The organism is Lysobacter sp. P5_C4 (assembly GCF_054049695.1).
Genome location: NZ_JBFULX010000004.1, coordinates 1 through 20,421, shown reverse-complemented (window position 1 = coordinate 20,421; position 20,421 = coordinate 1). Strand labels below are relative to the sequence as shown.

The following is a 20,421-nucleotide window of genomic DNA, read 5'->3' as shown; positions in this document are numbered from 1 at the left end:
CAGGGCGCGGCGCCTACATCGCCGCCATGCACGCATTCGCCTGCGCAAGCGTGGCCGGCGCCGCGCGTATCGCCCCCGTGTTGTTCATCACCAGCGCCACGGCGCGGCGCGGCCCGCGGCCGTCGCACAAGGTGAAGGTCACGTTCGAGCCCACCGCGCTGCCATCCGGCTGGAACACGAGTCGCGTGCGTCCCGCCGTCGTGCGCAAATGCGTGTGCCCGCCGACGGGGCCGACGCGATGCACCAACGATTCGCGCGCGGGATCGCGAAGGCGATTGCCGTCCAGGTCGGCGAAGACGATCCAGCCCGCGCTCCAGTCGTGCGTGCCCGCGCATCCCGCGGGGGTTCCGGGGCAGACGACCACCTCCGAGCCGCTCGACGCCGCATGTGTGGGCGCGACCATCAATGCGGCAAGCAATGCCTGGTGCGCTGCGCTGCTGCGCGCCGCCTCCCGCGCGGCGGCGAAACGCGGGAGCGCGAGGGCGGCGAGCGTCGCAACGGCCGCCACGACGATCGACACCTCGAGCAAGGTGACGCCCCGCGCGCGACGGCGGTCGCACGCACGTCGACGGTGGTCGAACCTGTTGAAACCAAAGGGCAGGGGACGCATAACGAAGGCCTCGCGTTCAGGCCTTCCGATGCTGCGGCGCACGCATTGCGACCACCCTCGGCGAGGCTCGCGGCCTGCCGTCAGATATCGCCGCGCCGGCGCCTCAGGCTTCATCCTCCCGGCGCTACACTCGCCGATCCCCCCGCTGCACCCCTCTCCCGAAGACCCGATGCGCCCAGAGTCGTCCAACGCCACGCCCTTCCAGCTCGTCTCGCCGTATTCGCCGGCCGGCGACCAGCCGCAGGCGATCGAGAAGATCGTCGCCAATTTCGAATCCGGCCTCGCGCGCCAGACGCTGCTCGGCGTCACCGGGTCGGGCAAGACCTACACGATCGCGAACGTCATCAACCAGGTGCAGAAGCCCACGCTGGTCATGGCGCCGAACAAGACGCTCGCCGCGCAGCTCTATGGCGAGTTCAAGGCCTTCTTCCCGCATAACGCGGTCGAATACTTCGTCAGCTATTACGACTACTACCAGCCCGAGGCCTACGTGCCTTCGTCGGACACGTACATCGAGAAGGACAGCTCGATCAACGAGCACATCGAGCAGATGCGCCTGTCGGCGACCAAGGCACTGCTCGAACGGCGCGACGCGATCATCGTCTGCACGGTCTCCGCGATCTACGGCCTGGGCGATCCGAACGAATACTTCAACATGGTGCTGCACATGGTGCGCGGCGAGCGCATCGAGCAGCGCGAGCTGATCCGCCGCCTCACCGAGATGCAGTACACGCGCAACGAGTTCGAACTCCAGCGCGGCCATTACCGCGTGCGCGGCGAAACCATCGACGTGCATCCGGCCGAAAGCGACATGGAAGCGCTGCGCATCGAGTTGTTCGACGGCGAGATCGAAACGCTGTCGATCTTCGATCCGCTCACGGGCGAGGTGCTGCGCAAGGTGCCGCGCTACACGATCTACCCGAAGTCGCATTACGTCACCACGCGGCGCACGGTGTTGCAGGCCGTCGACCTGATCAAGGCCGAACTGCGCGATCGCCTGGAATTCCTGTATTCGCAGAACAAGCTGGTCGAAGCGCAGCGCCTGCAACAGCGCACGACCTACGATCTCGAAATGCTCGCCGAAGTCGGCTACTGCAACGGCATCGAAAACTACTCGCGCCATCTCACCGGCCGCATGCCGGGGGAGCCGCCGCCGTGCCTGTACGACTACCTGCCGCCCGATGCGTTGCTGGTCGTCGACGAATCGCACGTCACCGTTCCGCAGATCGGCGCGATGTACAAGGGCGACCGTTCGCGCAAGGAAACGCTGGTGGAGTTCGGTTTCCGCATGCCCTCGGCGATGGACAACCGGCCGCTGAAGTTCGAGGAATGGGAATTGCGTTCGCCGCGCAGCATCTACGTCTCGGCGACGCCGGGCCCGTATGAATTGCGCGAGTCCGCCGGCGAAGTCGTCGAGCTCGTCGTGCGCCCGACCGGCCTGATCGATCCGGAAGTCGAAATCCGTCCCGTCGCCACGCAGGTCGACGATTTGCTGGGCGAGGTCAACCTGCGCGTCGCGATGGGCGACCGCGTGCTCGTCACCACGCTGACCAAGCGCATGGCGGAAAACCTCACCGAATATCTCGGCGAACATGGCTGCCGCGTGCGTTACCTGCACTCCGACGTCGACACGGTCGAGCGCGTGGAAATCATCCGCGATCTGCGCCTGGGCAAGTTCGATGTGCTGGTCGGCATCAACCTGCTGCGCGAGGGCCTGGACATGCCGGAGGTGTCGCTGGTCGCCATCCTCGACGCCGACAAGGAAGGCTTCCTGCGCAGCGGCGGTTCGCTGATCCAGACCATCGGCCGCGCGGCGCGCAACCTGCGCGGCAAGGCGATCCTCTACGCCGACAAGGTCACGCGCTCGATGCAGGTGGCGATCGACGAAACCGACCGCCGCCGCGCGAAGCAGGTCGAATACAACCTCGAACACGGCATCGTGCCGGTGTCGGTCTCCAAGCCGATCATCGACATCATGGAAGGCGCGCGCACCGAGCCGGGCGAGGCGAAGAAGAAGGGCAAGGGCCGGGTGGCCGCGGTGGCGGAGGAACGCGTCGACTACGCTGCGCTCGACGCTTCGCAGATCGCCGCCAAGCTCAAGCAGCTCGAAGACCGCATGTACAAGCATGCGCGCGATCTGGAATTCGAGGACGCCGCGCGCGTGCGCGACCAGATCCGCAAGCTCAAGGACGCAAGCCTCGCGACCTGATCACATTGCCGGAAGCTGCGCGAGATCGGCCACCGCGGATCACCGGAGCGCGAGGCCCGCGGCGCTGCCTCCATCAGCTGAATGCGGGACACCGTATGTCGGCCGGCGCCGGCCTGACCAATGGCCCTGTGCGCGGCCGCTGGCGCGGCTAAGATGCGCGCTGCGGTGGGTTCCGAGCGGTGGTTTTCGATGGGGATGGTCAAGGGGGCGATGGCCTGCGCGCTGGTCGTCGCGAGTCTGGGTCTGGCGATGTGGAGCTTGCACGCGGAACGCGCGCGCGAGGCCGCGCCTGCGTCCCTGCCGCAAGCCGTCGTCGAAACCGGCGTGCCGACGCTGTTCCTCGGCAACGCTGCACGCGGCATCCACCTGGACGCCGCCATGGCGCGCCGCGCGCTGCGCGACGGCACGCTCGAAGTCGTGCTGCCCGACGGCAGCTCCTACCCGGTGAAGATCGAACGCCAGGAAACACACGGCGGCGGGCACTGGTCGCTCGTCGGCCGCGTCTCGACGGTCGCCGGTTCGCAATCGATGGTGCTGACCTTCGGCCCGAACGCCGTATTCGGCCAACTGCCGATGCCCGACGGCCACGCGATGCAGATCGAAACCGAAGGCAGCGGCATGGTGACGGTCGCGCCCGCGCGCAATCTCGTGCCGCGTGGCACGACGGGGCATCCGGCGACGCCGGACTATCGCATTCCGCCCGGTGGCGAATTCGATGCGCAATATTTCAAGGCCGCCGCCGAGCGTCCGATGCGTTTCGAGGATCGCGGACCCGTGCCCATCGGAGTGCTTGGGTTGTATTCGCCCGAACTCGTCGCACTGCGCGGCAGTCGCGCCGCCGCAGAAACAGAAATTGCGCACCTGATCGCCGTGGCGAACCAGGTGCAACTGGACAGCGGCACGCGCGTGCGGTTCGACATGGTTGGCGCGCGCGGGATCGCGATCCCCGCGACGTTCACCAATGCGCAAGCGCTCGACGCACTGACCTCCGGTGCGTACGGCGACAGCGATTTCGAATCCATGCGCGATGCAACCGCCGCCGACCTGGCGGCCTTCATCCGACCGACGCCGGACGCGGACGACAACACCTGCGGCGCCTCGTGGTTGAACGGCGCCAACCAGCATGGCGATGCGGACCTGGATCCGACGCACGGCTATGTCGTCGCGAACGTCGCGCCCTGCGGGGCCTACGTCCTCGCCCACGAACTCGGCCACGCGATGGGCGCGGCGCACGACCTCGCCGCGCAGACGGCGGACGACGGCACCGTGACCTACGGCGCGTTTGCGTTCTCCTTCGACCTGCGCACGCCGACCTTCGGCACGCTCATGACCGATCCGGGCGAAGGGATCTGGCTGGGCCGCTTCTCGAGTCCCGATCCGCGCGCCTGCGACGGCGCGCCCTGCGGCGTGGCCGGGCGGATCGACAACGCCCGCGGCGTCGACTTGATGGCCCCTGCGATCGCGAAGTTCCGCTAGGCACGGCTACCGGCGGTCACCTCGCGCCGCCCCGCGGTGGCCGCTATGATCGGCCGAGGGAGCGTGCGTCGGGGGATGCGCGCATTCGAAGGGAATTCGATGCGATCTCGGAAGGCGTTGTGGAGGGTGTCGGCGGTGATTGCGCTCGGCGCCGGTCTCGCGTGGTGGAACGGAAGTCAGACGCCTGCGCGCAGCGTCGCGTGGGGAACGCACGCCGCGACGATGCGCGCGACGTCGGCGATCCCCGCTGACGCAACCCGCGCACCGCAACCGTTCGCCTTCGACGTTGCCACCGCACGCGCCGTCGTGCGCGTTCCCGAGTTGATCGGCGACACGCCGCAACCCTTCGGTATCGACGAAGCGATGGTGCGTCGCGCGGTGCACGAAGGCCAGTTGCGCATTGCGTTGTCGGAGGGTTCGACGTATCCGGTGCGTATCGAACAGCAATCGAAGGACGCCTTCGGTCATTGGACCGTCGTCGGTCGCGTGGCATCGGCGCTCGGATCGCAGGCGATGGTGCTGACGTTCGGGCAGGGTGCGGTGTTCGGCGCATTGCCCAGGCCCGATGGACGAATGTTGCAGATCGCGACGACGCGCGGGGTCACCACGATCAGCACCCCGGGGGGCGTATCGCTTTCAACTGCGGTGCGACCGGAAGCGATCGCAATGGCGCAGCCCGCCGCGCTGCGGGCCAGCGCCGCCGCCGGCACCACGCCCGTCGACATCCGCGTGCTCGGCCTGTACGGCGACGACATCGTCGCCTTGCGCGGCACCGAAGCCGCCGTGCAAACGGAAATCGCCAACCACCTCGCCGTCGCGACGCAGGCGCACATCGACAGCGGCTCGCGCGTGCGGTTCACGCTCGCGGGCACGTTCGCGATCCACGACACCTTCGCCGAGAACGCCGAGGCCCTGGCCTGGATCACCGACGATGCCGACCAGGAGAAGGGCATCTTCGCCAAGCGCAACCAGTTCGCCGCCGACCTGGTGAGCCTGCTGCGCGTGCGCGGCGCCGGCGACACCAACTGCGGCGCCGCGAACACGACGGGCGCGAACATGACGCGCAACGGCACGGGTGCCGTGGGCGGCGTGAGCGACGTCAACGGCTATTCGGTGGTCGACACCACGCCCTGCGGCCCGTACACGATGGCGCACCAGTTGGGACACAACCTGGGCAACGCCGACGATCGCCTCGCCGAAATGGCGCCGTGGGGCGAGCAGAAGCACGGCGCGTATCCCTTCTCGTTCGGCTACGTCCGTGAAACGCAGTTCGCCACGATCATGTCCGAGCCAGGTGCATTGCCGGTGCTCGGTGTGTATTCGAATCCCGCCCTCAACACGTGCATGGCGGGCCCGTGCGGTATCGCAGGCGAAGCCGACAACGTGCGCAGCATGAACCTGATCGCCGACGAGGTCGCGCAGTTCCGCGGGACGCCCAACACGCTGTCGCTGGCCGATGCGACGGCGTGGGAGCCGGCCAACGGTGCTACGGGCGTTTCCGCAAACATTCCGCTGCGCTACTCCGGCCAGCCGACGGGCACACCGCAAGTTTCGGTGCGCATCATCGGCGGCACGGCGGTGGCGGGCGTGGATTACCAGATGCCGCCTGGTGGCGTCATGACAACGACCCTGGCGCCAGAGAGCTTCGTGTCGCTGTCCTTGCTCGGCGACGGCGTCATCGATGGCGACAAGACGCTCTTGCTGCAGGTGCAACCGGTCTCCGGTGTCACGATCGAACGCACCACCGCCACGCTCACCCTCCACGATGCCGATCCGCGGGCAGTCTTGCGCGGCCACGTGCGCTTCGGCGACGGCGTGACGCCCGGCACCGTGATCGTGAAAGCCTTCCGCGCCAACGGCAACGCGATCGACGACACCGGCGGCTACAGGACCGCGACCGCGCAGGCGCCCGATTACGCGTTCGCGTTCCCGGTCGTGCGCGGGGCGAGCGTGCGCCTGGAAATGGAAGGCAAGGCCACGACGGATCCCAACGTGAATCTCTGGGCGCATCCGGTGTTCGCCAATCACGTGGTCGCCGATCGCTGGGCGGACGTGGTCGTCGAGCGAACGATCCCGGTGAATGCCCGCCTCAACGATGGGCGCGTCCCGAACCTGGCGCTCATGAGCCGCAACTGGTCCCTCGCAGGCGCGAACGATGCGTTGTTGAAGCGCGTGCTTCCGGGCGATCGCCTGCGCATCCAGTCCACGGCCGCCCCCGACAATTACGGGCAGGTCGTGGATGAAGTCACCGGCCCACTCGGGTTCATCGTCGCGCAGTCGACTGGCGCCGTGGTCTACCTCGATGCCGACGTGCAGTCGGTCGGGGAGGGCGATGCCGGCACGCGCGATGCGGTCTTCGATCTCCGCCTCTCGAAAGCAGCGCCCGCGCCGGTACAGGTGTATTACCGCACGCTCGATGGCACGGCGAAGGCCGGCAGCGATTACGTGGGGACATCGTCCGCGTCGGTGACATTCCCGGCCGGCAGCACGCTGCAGCGAATCCGCGTGCCGGTGATGGGCGACAGGACGCCGGAGCATGGCGAGCGGTTCGAGGTGCAGATCCTCAGCGTCGTGGGGGCGACATCAGGTTCGACGCGCCTGCACATGACCATCGCCGACGACGACCGCCGCACGGGCGGTCCGGGCCCGAAAACCGTGGCGCACTGAGCGTTGCGCCTGTTGTCGCAGCGCAGCACCTTCGTTAAACTGCGCAGCCCCGCTCGGCCGCAAGGCCCGGCGGGGCAATGCGGGCGGTTAGCTCAGCGGTAGAGCACTACCTTGACATGGTAGGGGTCACAGGTTCGAACCCTGTACCGCCCACCACGCTTCCAAAGCGTGGCACCCTTGGTGACGAAGACAGAAAGGTGGTCCGCGGAAACGCCGGCCAAGCGTGCGACATGAGCACTAAGCGCATCGAGTCCTGACCTTTCCCGAGTCGCAGCGACAGCAGGCGCCCTCGGGCGCTTTTTTCATTTCTGGTGCCCCGCAATGAATGCAGAAGTCCAAACCCCCGTCGCGATCACGCTGCCCGACGGCAGCGTCCGCAACTTCGACCACCCGGTGACCGTCGGCGAGATCGCCGCCTCGATCGGCGCGGGCCTGGCGAAGGCCGCGCTGGCGGGCAAGGTCGACGGCAAGCTGGTCGACACCAGCTACCGGATCGATCGCAACGCCGCCCTCGAAATCGTCACCGACAAGCACCCCGACGCGCTCGACGTGCTGCGCCATTCCACCGCGCACCTGCTCGCGCAGGCCGTGCAGCGCCTGTATCCCGGCGCGCAGGTCACCATCGGCCCGGTGATCGACAACGGCTTCTTCTACGACTTCGCGTACGAGCGCCCGTTCACGCCCGAGGACCTGCCGGCGATCGAGGCGGAAATGCAGAAGATCGTCAAAGAGGCCCAGCCGGTCTCGCGCAGCGTGAAATCGCGCGACGAGGCCGTGCAGTTCTTCCGCGGCATGGGCGAGGACTACAAGGCGCAGATCATCGAATCGATCCCCGCCAACGAGGAGCTCTCGCTGTATTCGCAGGGCGAGTTCACCGACCTGTGCCGCGGCCCGCACGTGCCCGGCACCGAAAAGCTGCGCGCTTTCAAACTGATGAAGGTGGCCGGCGCCTATTGGCGCGGCGACCACAACAACGCGATGCTCAGCCGCATCTACGGCACCGCGTGGCTGAACGACAAGGACCTCAAGGCCCACCTGACGCAGCTCGAGGAAGCCGAGAAGCGCGACCACCGCAAGATCGCCAGGCAGCAGGACCTGTTCCACCTGCAGGAAGAGGCGCCTGGCCTGGTGTTCTGGCACCCGAAGGGCTGGTCGGTCTGGCAGGTCGTCGAGCAGTACATGCGTGGCGTCTACCGCGCGTCCGGCTACCAGGAAGTGCGTTGCCCGCAGATCCTCGACGTGTCGCTGTGGAAGCGCTCGGGCCACTGGGACAACTACCAGTCGAACATGTTCTTCACCGAGTCGGAGAAGCGCACCTACGCGGTCAAGCCGATGAACTGCCCGGGCCACGTGCAGATCTTCAACGCCGGCCTGCACAGCTACCGCGACCTGCCGATCCGCTACGGCGAGTTCGGCGCCTGCCACCGCAACGAGCCCTCCGGCGCGCTGCACGGCATCCTGCGCGTACGCGGCTTCACCCAGGACGACGGGCACATCTTCTGCACCGAAGACCAGATCGAGGCCGAAGTCACGGCCTTCCACAAGCAGGCGATGGACGTCTACGCCCGCTTCGGCTTCGAGGACGTGCAGCTGAAGATCGCCCTGCGCCCCGAACCGCGCCTGGGCGACGACGCCACCTGGGACAAGGCCGAAGACGCCCTGCGCTCGGCGCTGCGTGCCGCGGGCGTCGAATGGGAGGAGCTGCCGGGCGAGGGCGCCTTCTATGGCCCGAAGATCGAATACCACCTCAAGGACGCCATCGGCCGCACCTGGCAGCTGGGCACGATGCAGGTCGACTTCATGATGCCCGGCCGCCTGGGCGCCGAGTACGTCGACGAGCACAGCGCCAAGCGCCACCCGGTCATGCTGCACCGGGCCATCGTCGGCTCGATGGAACGGTTCATCGGCATCCTGATCGAGCACCACGCCGGCCATTTCCCCGCCTGGCTGGCCCCGGTGCAGGCCGTCGTCATGAATATCACCGACGCCCAGGCGGATTGGGTGGCCGAGGTTCGGAAAACCCTTACGAATCAAGGCTTCCGGGTCGACGCCGATTTGCGGAACGAAAAGATCGGCTATAAGATCCGCGAGCACACGCTGCAGCGCGTGCCGTATCTTCTCGTGGTCGGCGACCGCGAGAAGGAAAACGGTGCGATCGCCGTGCGTACGCGGAGTGGCGAAGACCTGGGCACCATGTCCGTCGCCGACTTCGCACAGCGCCTGCGCGACGAGCAGTAGCGTTACACCAAAGTTCCGCGCGCGACCCCTGGCGCGCGCGGCTCGATACTCCACGGAGATTGCAACATCAGCACCCCCGAAAAGCAGAATCGAAAGAACAGCGAAATCCGCGTGCCGCGCGTGCGCGTGATCGGCAGCGACGGCGAAATGATCGGCGTGCTCACGCGCGACGAAGCGCTGCGAATGGCCGAAGACGAAGGCATGGACCTCGTCGAGATCCAGCCGAATGCCGATCCGCCGGTCTGCCGCATCATGGACTTCGGCAAGTTCAAGTTCGAGACGCAAAAGAAGGCCGCGGCTGCCAAGAAGAAGCAGAAGCAGGTCGAGATCAAGGAAGTGAAGTTCCGCCCCGTGACCGACGAGGGCGACTACCAGATCAAGCTGCGCAACATGCGCCGCTTCCTGGAAGAGGGCGACAAGATCAAGGTCAACATCCGCTTCCGCGGTCGCGAAATGAGCCACCAGGAGCTGGGCCAGCAGATGGCCAAGCGCATCGAGCTGGACCTGGGCGAGGACATCGTGATCGAGTCGCGCCCGCGCCTTGAAGGCCGGCAGATGGTGATGATGATCGCGCCTAAGAAGAAGACGTAAAGCGGAAGGCCCTGATTTTTCACGGAAAATGCGTTGCGCCGTCCCCCGCGGGGCGGCATAATGCGCGGCTCCGGCACGTCCGGAGAAGCTGTAGCGTTACCAGGACCCGCCTTGATCCATTCCGGATCAATGGCTTACGACCGGTTAGGGCAGGACGGAAAGTGTGGCGCGAGCCACCGCCCAGGCCAGTGACAGATTTCGAACGGACACCCCAATGCCCAAGATCAAGACCAATCGGGCGGCGGCCAAGCGCTTCCGGAAGACAGCTTCCGGCAAGTACAAGTGCGGCCACGCCAACAAGAGCCACATCCTCACCAAGAAGGCGACCAAGCGGAAGCGCAACCTCCGGCAGACGAACCATGTTCGTGCCGAGGACGCGGGCCGCCTGGACCGCATGCTTCCGTATCTCTGAGGAGGGCTGACAAATGGCACGAGTCAAACGTGGTGTGACGGCCCGCCGTCGTCACAAGAAAATCCTGAAGCAAGCGAAGGGCTACTACCACGCCCGCCGCAAAGTCTTCCGCGTCGCCAAGCAGGCGGTCACCAAGGCGCTGCAGTACGCCTACATCGGCCGCAAGCAGAAGAAGCGTAATTTCCGTTCGCTGTGGATCACGCGCATCAACGCCGCGGCCCGCATCAACGGCATGAGCTACAGCCGTTTCATGAACGGCCTGCTGAAGTCCGGCATCACCCTCGACCGCAAGGTGTTGGCCGATATCGCCGTGCACGATGCGGTGGGTTTTGCGGCGCTGGCCGAAAAGGCGAAGAGCGCGCTCGCGGCGTAAGCAATACCCCCGAAAGCCCGCGCTCCTTGCGCGGCTTTCGACGGAAAGCAACGCAGGGGGAAGGGCGCAAGTCCTTCCCCCTTTTTCGTTTGTCAGGGATTACAAATGGACGGAATCGATTCGCTGTTGCAGCAGTCCCTCCGCGAGATCGCGGACGCCAACGCGCCCGATGCGCTCGAAGCGCTGCGCGTCAGCCTGCTCGGCAAGCAGGGCAGCATCACCACGCAACTGAAGTCGCTCGGCACGCTGCCGCCCGACGAACGCAAGGCCGCAGGCGAAGCGATCAACCGCGCCCGCGACGCCATCGGCGACGCCCTGTCGGCGCGCAAGCACGCCCTCGACGAAGCCGCCCTCGAGCACAAGCTCGCCACCGAATCCATCGACGTCACGCTGCCCGGCCGCGATGCCGCGCGCGGCGGCCTGCATCCCGTCTCCCGCACGCTGGAACGCATCGCCGACATCTTCGGCCGCCTGGGCTACGAGCTCTCGACCGGCCCCGAGATCGAAGACGACTGGCACAACTTCGAAGCGCTCAACTTTCCGCCGCACCACCCGGCGCGCGCGATGCACGACACCTTCTACTTTGGTGATGGGCGGCTGCTGCGCACGCACACCAGCGGCGTGCAGATCCGCTACATGAAGGACATCAAACCTCCGCTGCGCATGATCGCCGCCGGCAAGGTGTACCGCAGCGACAGCGACCAGACGCACACGCCGATGTTCCACCAGGTCGAAGGTCTGCTGGTCGACGAACATGCGAGCTTCGCCGACCTCAAGGGCACCCTGGCCGAATTCGTGCGCGCCTTCTTCGAGCGCGATTTCGAAATGCGCTTCCGCCCGAGCTACTTCCCCTTCACCGAACCCTCGGCCGAAGTCGACATCGCCTGGCACCAGCCCGACGGCACGACCAAGTGGCTGGAAGTGCTCGGCTGCGGCATGGTCCACCCGAGCGTGCTGCGCAACGTGGGCATCGACCCCGAGCGCTACACCGGCTTCGCCTTCGGCCTGGGCGTCGAACGCTTCGCGATGCTGCGTTACGGCGTCGACGACCTGCGCAGCTTCTTCGACAACGACGTGCGCTTCCTGCGCCAGTTCGCCTGAGGATCGGATCGCATGAAGTTCAATGAAAACTGGCTCCGCCAGCACGTGCGCACCGACGCCACGCGCGAGCAACTCTCGGCCACGCTGACCGCCATCGGCCTGGAAGTCGAAGAGATGGACGTGCTCGGCGAAGGCCTGGACGGCGTCGTCGTCGCGCGCATCGTCGAATGCGCCAAGCACTCGGAAGCCGACAAGCTGCAAGTCTGCAAGGTCGACATCGGCACCGGCGAACTGCAGCAGATCGTCTGCGGCGCACCGAACGCACGCCCCGGCCTCGTCGCACCGCTCGCCACCATCGGCACGCAAGTCGGCACGTTGACGATCAAGGCCGCGAAACTGCGCGGCGTCGATTCCAACGGCATGCTGTGCTCGGCGAAGGAACTGAACCTCGACGCCGATGCCTCCGGCCTGCTCGAACTCCCGAGCGACGCGCCCATCGGCGTGCCGCTCGCCGAATACCTCGGCCTGCCCGACGCGCGCTTCGAACTCAAGCTCACGCCCAACCGCGCCGATTGCTTCAGCGTGCGCGGCATCGCGTACGACGTCGCCGCCGCCTTCGGCAGTGAAGTCGTCCCCTTCGACGCAACACCGATGCCCGCGCTCAACGACGCGGTGATGACCATCACGCTCGATGCCGGCGCCGATGTCCCGCGCTTCGTCGGCCGCGTCATCGAAGGCGTCGATGCGCACACGCACACCCCGATCTGGATGGCCGAACGCCTGCGCCGCAGCGGCATCCGCCCGATCAGCCTGCTCGTGGACGTCACGCAATACGTGATGCTGGAAATCGGCCAGCCGATGCACGCCTTCGACCGCGACCTGCTGCAAGGCCCGATCAGCGTGCGCCGCGCGCGCGCCGGTGAAGCGCTGAAGCTGCTCGACGGCCGCGACGTCGCACTCGACGACCAATTCCTCGTCGTCGCCGACAACGACCGCGCTGTTGCGCTGGGCGGCATCATGGGCGGGTTTGATACCCGCGTGACCGACACCACGCACAACGTCTTCCTCGAAGCCGCGCACTGGGTGCCGAGCGCGATCATCGGCCGTGGTCGACGCCTCGGCTTGCACACCGATGCCGGCCACCGCTTCGAACGTGGCGTCGACCCCGACTTGCCGCGTCAAGCCATCGAAATCGCCACCCGCCTGATCGTCGAAATCGCCGGCGGCAACCCGGGCCCGGTGACCGAAGCCGTGCTGCCCGAACACCTGCCGCAGCGCCAGTACGTCGGCTTGCGCCGCGCGCGCCTCGCACGCGTGCTCGGCACCAACGTCGCCGACGCCGAAGTCCAACGCATCCTCCACGCACTGGGCCTGGCCGTCGTCCCGACCAACGATGGGTGGAACGTGCTGCCCCCGACGCGCCGTTTCGACATCGCGATCGAAGAAGACCTGATCGAAGAGATCGCACGCATCTTCGGCTACGACAACATCCCCGCGACGCTCCCCGGCGGCGGCACGCGCCTGGCCGCGCCGACGGAAACGAAAGTCGAAGAATCCACCGTGCGCAGGCACCTGGCCTCGCGCGACTACCTGGAAGCGGTGAACTACGCCTTCGTCGACGAAGCGCTGCTCACCACGTGGCACGCGACCGACAACGCTGTGCCCCTCGCGAACCCGCTGAGCGCCGAACTCGGCGTGATGCGGACGCAGTTGCTCCCGGGCCTCGTCGCCGCACTCGCGCGCAACGCCGCGCGCCAGCAGACCCGCGTGCGGCTGTTCGAAATCGGCAACGTCTTCCACGGCAACGTTGGCGGCGCGCCCGTCGAGACCCAACGCATCGCCGCCGTCGCCATCGGCAGCGCGACGACCGAGCAGTGGTCCGACCGCCCGCGCCACGTCGACTTCCACGACCTGAAAGCCGACCTCGAATCCCTCGCGCTCCTGGCCAACACACCGCTCGCCTTCCGCCCCGCGACCGCCCCGCACGGCCACCCCGGCCGCTCGGCGGACGTCTTCCGCCTGACGGAAGAGGGCGAGTCGAAAATCGGCTGGATCGGCCAACTCCACCCGCGCCTGACGAAGACCCTCGACCTCGCCGGCGAGGTCATCGCCTTCGAACTCGACCTGGCCCCGATGCTGGCCCGCAACATTCCGCGCGCGGGGGCCCTGTCGAAGTATCCGTCCGTCCGCCGCGACCTCGCGTTCATCGTCCCGGAAGCGGTGCGCTGGGCCGACGTGCAGGCCACCGTGAAAGCGGCCGCAGGCGGGTTTTTAAGGGACTTGGTGCTGTTCGACCGCTACAGCGGTGCCGGTGTCGAATCGGGATTCAAGAGTCTCGCTATGGGCTTGATTCTCCAAGATGAATCGCGCACCCTGACCGACCGCGACGTGGAGCACGTGGTGACCGAGGTGGTCTCGGCACTGCAGGTGCAACACCACGCCGCGATCCGCAGCTGAATCGTCTAGGGGGACGAGATGGCACTGACCAAAGCGGAAATGGCCGAACGACTCTTCGACGAAGTCGGCCTGAACAAACGCGAGGCGAAGGAATTCGTCGACGCGTTCTTCGACGCGCTCCGAGAAGCGCTGGAGCAGGGCCGCCAGGTGAAGCTGTCGGGCTTCGGCAACTTCGACCTGCGCCGCAAGAACCAACGCCCGGGCCGCAACCCGAAGACCGGCCAGGAGATCCCGATCTCCGCGCGCACCGTCGTCACGTTCCGCCCCGGCCAGAAGCTGAAGGAACGCGTCGAAGCCTACACAGGAGCCGGCAATGCTTGACCCGGGCAGCAACAAGGAACTTCCACCGATCCCGGCCAAGCGCTACTTCACCATCGGGGAAGTCAGCGAACTGTGCGACGTCAAACCGCACGTGCTGCGCTACTGGGAAACCGAATTCCCGAGCCTGAAACCCGTCAAGCGCCGCGGCAACCGCCGCTACTACCAGCGCCACGACGTGCTGATGGTCCGCCAGATCCGCGGCCTGCTGTACGAACAGGGCTACACGATTGGCGGCGCGCGCCTGCGCCTGGAAGGCGAGGGCGCGAAGCAAGAGAGCGCGCTGAGCACGCAGATTATCAAGCAAGTGCGGATGGAGCTCGAAGAGATCCTGGTGCTGCTGCGGCGCTGAGCCGTACCGCACAGTTCCCGAGTTCCTCTATAATCGCCAGCCTACCCGGGGTATAGCGCAGCCTGGTAGCGCACCAGTCTGGGGGACTGGTGGTCGTCGGTTCGAATCCGGCTACCCCGACCAACTTGGATTCCTGGGGCATCCCCGGAAGTCACCAAAAGCCCCGCAAATCGCGGGGTTTTTTGTTTCTGCCGTATTGCGGCATCCCCGAGCCCCGCTCCCAAATTCGCAACATTCGCGGAATTCGCAACGGCGGCGAAGTTGAAAAAACGCCTGCGAGACAAGAGAGCGCCTGCCGAGTCACGGGCACGCGGAAACCACTGCTCGCATTGGCCGAGGCCGAGGCGGTCGATGCCAAGTTCGTGGATAGCATGACGTTCGATGAACTGGCCGCATGCGCGGGCACGTCAGACCGCACGCTGCCGACGCGGCTTGGGCGCCACGCGGTCGCTGGTGCGAACGTAGCGAATGGTGGAGATGCGATTGCGGCAGCGCGGGGAGAGGGTTAGAGCGAGGCGTTCAATAACGGGGACGCCTGAACACGCGGCCGTCGAAGGGGCTGTTGTGCGCCTTCCCCCGAGAGCGGCCCCGTTGGCGGCGAGTGACCGGTTTCCCCCCCAAAGCGGAGTTCCCCCACGGCATTGCTGAGGCTGCGGCGCCGATTTCTCCGACCGCAGTGAATAGCGCAACAACAGTGGGCCAACCCAGCTCGCAACCGTTGGCTGGAATTGTTGTCGGGCAGCGGCATTTGGAGTCGATGACGGCGCGCGGAGAATAATGCTTTACACGTTATATAAGCCCTAATATATTGTCCGAATGAAACCCGGCCTTGGTACCCAGCTGTCGCACCTCCTCGAACTGCTCGATGGGGCAGTGCAGGCGGCCTATGACAAGGCTGGCCTGACCATGCGGCCTCGCTACACCCCGGTGATTCGCGCCTTGATCGATCGCGAACCTTCCACCATCGGCCAGATCGCCACGACCGCGGGCATCTCCCAACCGGCCGCCACCCAGACCATCGCGTTGATGGTGAAGGATGGCTTGCTCACGGCTACCGCAAGCAAGGGCGATGCCCGCCGGCGCCTGATCCGCTTCACCCGGAAAACCAGGCTGATGCTGCCGGAACTGCAGGCTTGCTGGGCGGCGACCAAGGCCGCGGCCGACGGGCTGGACAAGGATTTGCAGCTGCCTCTTTCCGAAGCTCTCGACGGCGCCATCGCCGAGCTCGAAAAAAAGTCCTTCGACCAACGAATTTCCGAAGCGCGCAAGCGCGACACCTAACCCCGAGAACACGATGAAGAAAATTACGGTCTTGAAAGGAGGCGGCGTGATTGGCGGCCTATTGCTGGTAGCCGCCTTGCTAGTCCATTTCGACATCGTCCCATCGCCGATGGACGTGGCCCGGATCAGCCGGCCACAGCAGGACATCGTGATCGACGGCGCCATGCGCAGCCAGGTCCTGGACAGCGTCATTGCCAACCTCAACCGCGCGTATGTCTTCCCCGACAAGGCGAAAGCGATGGAGAACGCGCTCCGCGCCCGGCAGAAAAGCGGCGCGTACGACAAGATCACCAGCGCCGAAGATTTCGCCCGCACCCTGACCGACGACTTGCAGGGCGTCAGCCACGACCGCCACATCAATGTCGGCTACAGCGAGGAAGTCATCCCGGTTGCGCTGCCCGACGCCGATCCTGACGCCATGTCGCCCGAACAGCTCAAGGATATGGTCCGGCGCAACTACGGTTTCGAAACCGTGCAGCGCATGGACTTCAACATTGGCTACCTGGACCTGCGCGCGTTCGCGCCAGTCGACCAAGTGGGCAACCGGCTTGCCGCCGCGATGACCTTGCTGCACGACACCGACGAACTGATCATCGACCTGCGCAAGAACAATGGCGGCGACCCGAAAACGGTGGTGATGCTGGCCAGCTACCTGTTCGACAGCCGGACGCGCCTCAACGATATCTATGATCGCCCTAGCAACCGCACCGAACAGGGCTGGACCACCGACCAGCTGGCCGGGCCCAAATACGGCGGCAAGCGCAAGGTTTACCTGCTGACTAGCCACGAGACTTTCTCCGCAGGCGAAGACTTTGCCTACGCCATGAAGAACCTCAAGCGCGCCACGCTGATCGGCGAAAGCACCGGCGGCGGCGCCCATCCGGGTTCCGCGATCCGATTGAATGATCACTTCGGCGCCATCGTTCCGAGCGGCCGTTCGATCAGCCCGATCACCCACACCGACTGGGAAGGTGTTGGCGTCATGCCCGACGTAGCCACCGACGCCGACGACGCGCTGTCGCGCGCTGAGACGATGATCCTGACAAACCGTCTGCGCACCGAGACCGATCCGGGGAAGCGCGATCGGCTGCAGCGCCGGATTTCGGAAATCGATTGAACGGAGAGGGGCCGGAGTAGCCCTTGGTAGCGTCGCCTTCCAGTACGCGAGGGCCGCGAGCTTGCGCTTGAATCGCGTTCTTTTCGGATGTTCGCTTTTGCCGATAGCGGTCACTGGGTGACTGTCACGGGCTGGGGCAGGGGCTCGCGTAGGTGTGTCCGCTTTCGACCCAAAGCGGACATTGGCGATCTCTCGTTTCTCGTATGGGGCAACGCTTTCGAGATTCGCGACATGCCCGAGGCACAACAGGATTTGGAAAAGAGGCTGCTTGCTGCGGCCCTCTACGAGTTGCGCGTCCAGTTTCTGGACATCTTGGGGAAGACGACACGCCTGCTGGCGCCGCTGCCCGATTTGCATACACGTTTCACAACCAAGCCCTGGCGGTTCTTTCCGGCGAGAGGATTGATGTGCATGCCGCTCTCGATGCGCTTGACCAATGGCAGCCCATCTTCGGCGAGAAGTATTTGAACCACTTTCGTCGCACGGTGCTTTCCGGCGACGGCAGCTAGCGATGTCCGCTTCTGGCCGAAAGCGGACGTTCGGGGGCACACTCGGCCCGCGGGCCGGTGACAGGCAGTCACCGAGTGACCGCTATCGACCCAAAGCGGACATTGATCGCGGGGACTGTACGCTGCGCTGATCGGTGTCCGCGTCTGGCACGACTGTGCTGGTCCGGACCTGGCGTGTCGTGCATGGTGGCAGTCCGGAGAAGCTAGTCGGCTGGAGCTTGCTCTGTTGCTCTGGTCGGGTCACCGCCCATCAGTTCACCGCCCGCCTTAGTCAAATCCCCAGATTTTGAGGTCGGCCGACGGCGCACCGCCAAGGATTTGGTATTGGACCGTCACCGCTGTCAGACGCCCCTTGCGCCCAGGTGCGTTATACGGGGCGGTCTCCCCACCAGACTTCAGCACTCCGACATTCGTCAACGTATCGTCCGGGCGATTGTCCCAATGGAGGACGAGGTTCGTGATTTGCACGTCCGCACCCTCGGCAGACATTTTTACTTGCTTGACGTCCTTATCCCACCGCCCCCCTTCGCTCGTGATCTCCACGCTGGGATTAACGGACTGAAGCGTCTGCTCGCCGAGCACGAACCATTGGTCATTAGCCATGCTGGCGCAGGCGCCGAGGAATCCGGCGGAGGCGACAACGAAAGTGGCCATCAAGGCATGCATCTTCGTCTTCATCGGAGCTTCCTCTCTGATTCCGGGTCAACCCCGGATTGGTGTCTGCCTGCCGGCAATCGCAAAATACCCACAGAAATGTTAGTTCCAGATCAAGCCCGACTGTGATTGATGCGGATCCCTCCACTACCGCCCTCTACTTGTAAACGTCGTACGGCCCGATCCCTGCGATCCACTCCGTAGGCATTGCCGAACCTCCGCGCGGCCTTTTCGAGGTACAACCTACCGCGCGTTTCAAAACATCGCATCCGTACTTCTGCTGGGGATATTCAGTAATTGAACTGAACAACTACGGGGCGTAAGCGGCGTAGCGAATAAGTCTCGGAGGCCAGCACCGATCAGTCGAGACAACCATTTGACGCAGGCCGAGGCAGAGTTGCGATCTGGTCGAGGTACACGCTGTCAGACATCTCAACTGGCGCGTAGATGCGCGCATCTTCATACGGCTGACCGCTGCGAGCAGGGACCGCAGTTGCACACGCTGTGCATTGCCACGACCCGTTCCCGTCCTGAAGTGTTCATCTTTTGAGCGGCTCGTCGTCAGGAGGAGGTGCTAGTTTCCGGAGGAGCGTGAGCGGGGGGAAGCCATGGATTTAACAGTTCCACGTTCGCTGACTGCGAACGCCGGAAGGGAAGTTCCACTCCGCAATCCAGTAGTGCATGTGCTGGACGACGACCCTAGCATCCGTCGAGCCGTCGCTCGGGTGCTGGCCAGCGCCGGGTTCGCCAGTAAGGCGCATGCGGAGCCAGCCGCATTTTTCGACGACCACGATCCCCGCACGCCGGGCTGTCTGATCCTTGACCTGACGTTGCCCGGCACTAGCGGACTTGCCGTCCAGCAGAAGATGCGCATCCTCGAACTAGATTTACCGGTCATCTTCCTGTCGGGCTGCGCCGCCGTCCCTGAGAGCGTACAGGCAATGAAAGACGGTGCGATTGATTTCTTGACAAAGCCGGTTGATGCCGACGCACTGCTAGACGCAGTCCGGCGCGGCGTTGCCATCGACCAAGTAAGTCGTGCGCGCTTAGCGGAAGACCACGCATTAGCTGCCGCGCTGGACACCTTGACTCCGCGCGAGCGCGAAATGCTGCCCTACCTGGTTGCCGGTCGGCTCAACAAACAAGTTGCCAGCGATTTTGGCGTGGTGGAGAAAACCGTGAAGGTGCATCGCGCGCGCGTCATGTTCAAGTTCGGAACACGCTCACTGGCCGACCTCGTGCGCTTTGCCGAACGCCTGCACATCGAGCCCAAAGGTGGTCGGTTCTCGGCACCTTCCCATGGCGGGGACTGCTAAGCCATGATCTCTGCCGCGCATCCGTGTACTCCGGAATGGTTGGATTCCAGCCCGAAATTCCATGGGAAGCGCCCCGCGGGTCCGTGTAAATCCAAAAAAACCGAGGCCCCGCTAGGGGAAGCGAGGCCTCGGTAGGAGGGTGCGCGAATGTGCTGGGGAGAGCGCATTCGCGTGTCGGCTAGCCGCCTCTCGGCGTGGTCCTACGGCGCGGATCACCGTGCCGACACAATGAAGAACGCAGGCCACGATCAAGAACCGGCCTCTGTCGAGAGGTGCGCGCTTCGAAAATGCTGAAGCATTCAAGGATCAGGGTTGGAGAACCGTAGTTTTACGGGGCCGCTTCCAGTTCTTTTTCGGGTGCTCTGACCAATTCGGGGGCGCAAAATCGCATCGCCGCCATGAAGCCGAAACCGTCAACCTGGAAGACGTGACGCTTGGTTCGGTGTTGGGCGCCAAGGCGCGCGCGAGCGACGGCTCCGCCTCCCAGGTGTTAGGGGAAAACCCGGATTCCGGAGCAACGACGGACGACCTCTTGCATCAGATGTCGATCGATTCGCCAGCGCTACGCGGTGGGATGTCGAGAGATTATGGAGACGTTAGGTGGGCGGAACGAAAGTCTTAAACGCTGCGTCGTCCGACGTGCGGTAACCGACCGCAGCCACGGCTTGCGTAGCATGCCACGACACTCTGAAAACTGAGGAGACACCGATGAAAATCGGTTTGCTCAACATTGCGGCCATTGCTTCCCTGGCACTCCTGTCGGTGCCGGGTGCGATGGCAAAAGACCAATGGTTCTCGCT

General features: G+C 65.2%; 17 protein-coding genes and 2 tRNA genes. 17 read left to right on the top strand and 2 right to left on the bottom strand.

Annotation, left to right across the window (positions count from 1 at the left end; genetic code table 11):
- Positions 1 to 13 precede the first annotated feature (13 nt).
- Entirely contained in the window at positions 14 to 610 is a 597-nt protein-coding gene (locus ACXJJ8_RS10400; protein ID WP_499029643.1) for a GspH/FimT family protein, read from the bottom strand.
- Between the two features lie 169 nt (positions 611 to 779).
- Between ACXJJ8_RS10400 and uvrB the strand changes: the two genes are divergently transcribed.
- The 16 genes from uvrB to ACXJJ8_RS10320 all read left to right on the top strand — a co-directional run bounded on the left by uvrB (position 780) and on the right by ACXJJ8_RS10320 (position 17,610).
- Positions 780 to 2,819: an excinuclease ABC subunit UvrB gene (gene uvrB, locus ACXJJ8_RS10395; RefSeq protein ID WP_499029641.1), complete on the top strand. Its 2,040-nt coding sequence runs from the start codon at positions 780 to 782 to the stop codon at positions 2,817 to 2,819.
- Between the two features lie 189 nt (positions 2,820 to 3,008).
- Positions 3,009 to 4,295, top strand: coding sequence for a reprolysin-like metallopeptidase (locus ACXJJ8_RS10390; protein ID WP_499029638.1), 1,287 nt, complete (start codon positions 3,009 to 3,011; stop codon positions 4,293 to 4,295).
- A gap of 99 nt (positions 4,296 to 4,394) precedes the next feature.
- Positions 4,395 to 6,962, top strand: a complete 2,568-nt coding sequence (locus ACXJJ8_RS10385; protein WP_499029636.1) for a Calx-beta domain-containing protein — start codon at positions 4,395 to 4,397, stop codon at positions 6,960 to 6,962.
- An 81-nt stretch (positions 6,963 to 7,043) separates the two neighbouring features.
- Positions 7,044 to 7,118 (top strand) — tRNA-Val (locus tag ACXJJ8_RS10380).
- A 165-nt stretch (positions 7,119 to 7,283) separates the two neighbouring features.
- Complete coding sequence (gene thrS / locus ACXJJ8_RS10375) at positions 7,284 to 9,200, top strand: threonine--tRNA ligase (protein WP_499029634.1); 1,917 nt, start codon at positions 7,284 to 7,286, stop codon at positions 9,198 to 9,200.
- 66 nt (positions 9,201 to 9,266) lie between these two features.
- A complete protein-coding gene (gene infC, locus ACXJJ8_RS10370; RefSeq protein ID WP_499030516.1) occupies positions 9,267 to 9,791 on the top strand; it encodes a translation initiation factor IF-3 in 525 nt (174 codons plus the stop codon).
- 214 nt (positions 9,792 to 10,005) lie between these two features.
- Positions 10,006 to 10,203 carry a 50S ribosomal protein L35 gene (gene rpmI, locus ACXJJ8_RS10365; RefSeq protein ID WP_027083463.1) on the top strand — a complete coding sequence of 66 codons (198 nt, stop codon included), beginning with the start codon at positions 10,006 to 10,008 and terminating at the stop codon, positions 10,201 to 10,203.
- A 13-nt stretch (positions 10,204 to 10,216) separates the two neighbouring features.
- Positions 10,217 to 10,576, top strand: coding sequence for a 50S ribosomal protein L20 (rplT, locus tag ACXJJ8_RS10360; protein WP_055902745.1), 360 nt, complete (start codon positions 10,217 to 10,219; stop codon positions 10,574 to 10,576).
- A gap of 105 nt (positions 10,577 to 10,681) precedes the next feature.
- The gene (pheS, locus tag ACXJJ8_RS10355) at positions 10,682 to 11,677 is read left to right on the top strand and encodes a phenylalanine--tRNA ligase subunit alpha (protein WP_499029631.1); all 996 of its coding nucleotides are present in this window, start codon (positions 10,682 to 10,684) and stop codon (positions 11,675 to 11,677) included.
- Between the two features lie 12 nt (positions 11,678 to 11,689).
- Complete coding sequence (pheT, locus tag ACXJJ8_RS10350; protein ID WP_499029629.1) at positions 11,690 to 14,074, top strand: phenylalanine--tRNA ligase subunit beta; 2,385 nt, start codon at positions 11,690 to 11,692, stop codon at positions 14,072 to 14,074.
- 18 nt (positions 14,075 to 14,092) lie between these two features.
- Positions 14,093 to 14,395, top strand: a complete 303-nt coding sequence (locus ACXJJ8_RS10345) for an integration host factor subunit alpha (RefSeq protein ID WP_499029627.1) — start codon at positions 14,093 to 14,095, stop codon at positions 14,393 to 14,395.
- Positions 14,388 to 14,744 (top strand): MerR family transcriptional regulator, encoded by a 357-nt coding sequence (locus ACXJJ8_RS10340; RefSeq protein ID WP_036169922.1) that lies wholly within the window; start codon positions 14,388 to 14,390, stop codon positions 14,742 to 14,744. The genes ACXJJ8_RS10345 and ACXJJ8_RS10340 overlap by 8 nt, the downstream gene beginning before the upstream one ends.
- Positions 14,745 to 14,790: 46 nt before the next feature.
- Positions 14,791 to 14,867: transfer RNA gene (locus ACXJJ8_RS10335), tRNA-Pro, on the top strand.
- Positions 14,868 to 15,560: 693 nt separating this feature from the next.
- The gene (locus ACXJJ8_RS10330) at positions 15,561 to 16,025 is read left to right on the top strand and encodes a MarR family winged helix-turn-helix transcriptional regulator (RefSeq protein ID WP_499029625.1); all 465 of its coding nucleotides are present in this window, start codon (positions 15,561 to 15,563) and stop codon (positions 16,023 to 16,025) included.
- A 13-nt stretch (positions 16,026 to 16,038) separates the two neighbouring features.
- Complete coding sequence (locus tag ACXJJ8_RS10325; RefSeq protein ID WP_499029623.1) at positions 16,039 to 17,142, top strand: S41 family peptidase; 1,104 nt, start codon at positions 16,039 to 16,041, stop codon at positions 17,140 to 17,142.
- A 231-nt stretch (positions 17,143 to 17,373) separates the two neighbouring features.
- Positions 17,374 to 17,610 carry a hypothetical protein gene (locus ACXJJ8_RS10320; protein ID WP_499029621.1) on the top strand — a complete coding sequence of 79 codons (237 nt, stop codon included), beginning with the start codon at positions 17,374 to 17,376 and terminating at the stop codon, positions 17,608 to 17,610.
- A gap of 308 nt (positions 17,611 to 17,918) precedes the next feature.
- Here the strand turns inward: ACXJJ8_RS10320 and ACXJJ8_RS10315 are convergent, their stop codons facing one another.
- Positions 17,919 to 18,329 carry a DUF2541 family protein gene (locus ACXJJ8_RS10315; RefSeq protein WP_499029619.1) on the bottom strand — a complete coding sequence of 137 codons (411 nt, stop codon included), beginning with the start codon at positions 18,327 to 18,329 and terminating at the stop codon, positions 17,919 to 17,921.
- Between the two features lie 584 nt (positions 18,330 to 18,913).
- Here ACXJJ8_RS10315 and ACXJJ8_RS10310 point away from each other — a divergent pair.
- Positions 18,914 to 19,621 carry a response regulator transcription factor gene (locus ACXJJ8_RS10310; protein WP_499029617.1) on the top strand — a complete coding sequence of 236 codons (708 nt, stop codon included), beginning with the start codon at positions 18,914 to 18,916 and terminating at the stop codon, positions 19,619 to 19,621.
- The last annotated feature ends 800 nt before the right edge of the window (positions 19,622 to 20,421 follow it).